This is a genomic window from Curtobacterium sp. B8, assembly GCF_000333315.1.
In the GTDB taxonomy this organism is placed as follows: domain Bacteria; phylum Actinomycetota; class Actinomycetes; order Actinomycetales; family Microbacteriaceae; genus Curtobacterium; species Curtobacterium luteum.
In genome coordinates this window covers 1-1,148 of the sequence record NZ_BACW01000526.1, presented here as the reverse complement: position 1 = coordinate 1,148, position 1,148 = coordinate 1, and the positions used below count along the sequence as shown (strand labels likewise).

General features: G+C 72.6%; 1 protein-coding gene and 1 pseudogene. One reads left to right on the top strand and one right to left on the bottom strand.

Going from position 1 to position 1,148, the window contains the following annotated elements:
* Positions 1 to 517, bottom strand: a 517-nt coding sequence (locus I59_RS13785; protein WP_022904370.1) for a diacylglycerol kinase family protein, incomplete at its 3' end; no start/stop codon positions are given.
* 115 nt (positions 518 to 632) lie between these two features.
* Here I59_RS13785 and I59_RS13780 point away from each other — a divergent pair.
* Positions 633 to 1,148 (top strand): annotated as a pseudogene (locus I59_RS13780) (serine--tRNA ligase); the annotation flags it as partial.

The following is a 1,148-nucleotide window of genomic DNA, read 5'->3' as shown; positions in this document are numbered from 1 at the left end:
GCGGGTGTCGCGAGCTCCGGGCGTCGAGCCCGAGCCCCGCCATCACGAGGAAGCCGAGCTGCTCGCGCTCGCCGCCGTCGCGCTCGACGGTGAGGGTGCCGAAGTCGATCGGACGGTCGTCCCCGTGGAAGATCGTGCGCGCGCTCGCCTCCAGGTCGTCGAGCGGCAGCTTCATGTTGCGGGCGAGCAGGTTGCCCGTCCCGCTCGGCAGCAGGGCGAGGGCGGCGTCGGACCCGTGCACCACCTCGGCCACGGCGCGGACCGTCCCGTCGCCGCCGGCCGCCGCGACCACGTCCGCACCGGCCTCGAGCGCTTCGCGGGTCATGCCGCCGCCGGGGTCCTCCTCGGACGTCTCGAACCACAGCGTCTCGGCCCAGCCGGCATCGCGCTGGTGCCGTTCGATGGTCTGCTTGAGGGTCGGCAGGTGCACCTTGACCGGGTTGTAGACCACCGCGGCCGTCCGCTGCTCGGTCTGGAGGGCGTCATCCGTGGGCGCGGTCTCCGAAGGGGTCGACATGCTGCCACGGTACCGACCGGACGCTGCGAAGGGACGCGGGCGCGACCAGGGACCGGCCGGGAGGCGCGGGGCGGGCCCGCCACGGGCCTCCAGGCCGCCCCTTTAGGATGATCCGGTGATCGATCCCCAGCTCCTGCGCGACAACCCCGACGTCATCAAGGCCTCGCAGGAGGCGCGTGGCGCCTCCGTCGACGTCGTCGACGACGCCGTCGCCGCGGACGCGGCCCGGCGGAGCGCGATCACCTCGTTCGAGTCCCTCCGCGCCGAGCAGAACGCTTTCGGGAAGACCGTCGCGAAGGCGCCGAAGGACGAGAAGGCGGCGCTCGTGCAGCAGGCGCAGGCGCTCGCGGCGAAGGTGAAGGAGGCGCAGGCCACCGTCACGGAGGCCGAGGACGCCTTCGACCAGGTCGTCCGGTCGATCCCGAACGTCGTGCTGCCCGACGTGCCGAAGGGCGGCGAGGACGACTTCGTCACGCTCCGCACCGTCGGCACGAAGCCCGAGTTCGACTTCGAGCCGAAGGACCACGCCGACCTTGGCGAGCACCTCGGGATCATCGACATCCCGCGCGGAGTCAAGGTCTCCGGCTCCCGCTTCTACTTCCTCCGCGGCCTCGGCGCCCGACTCGAGATC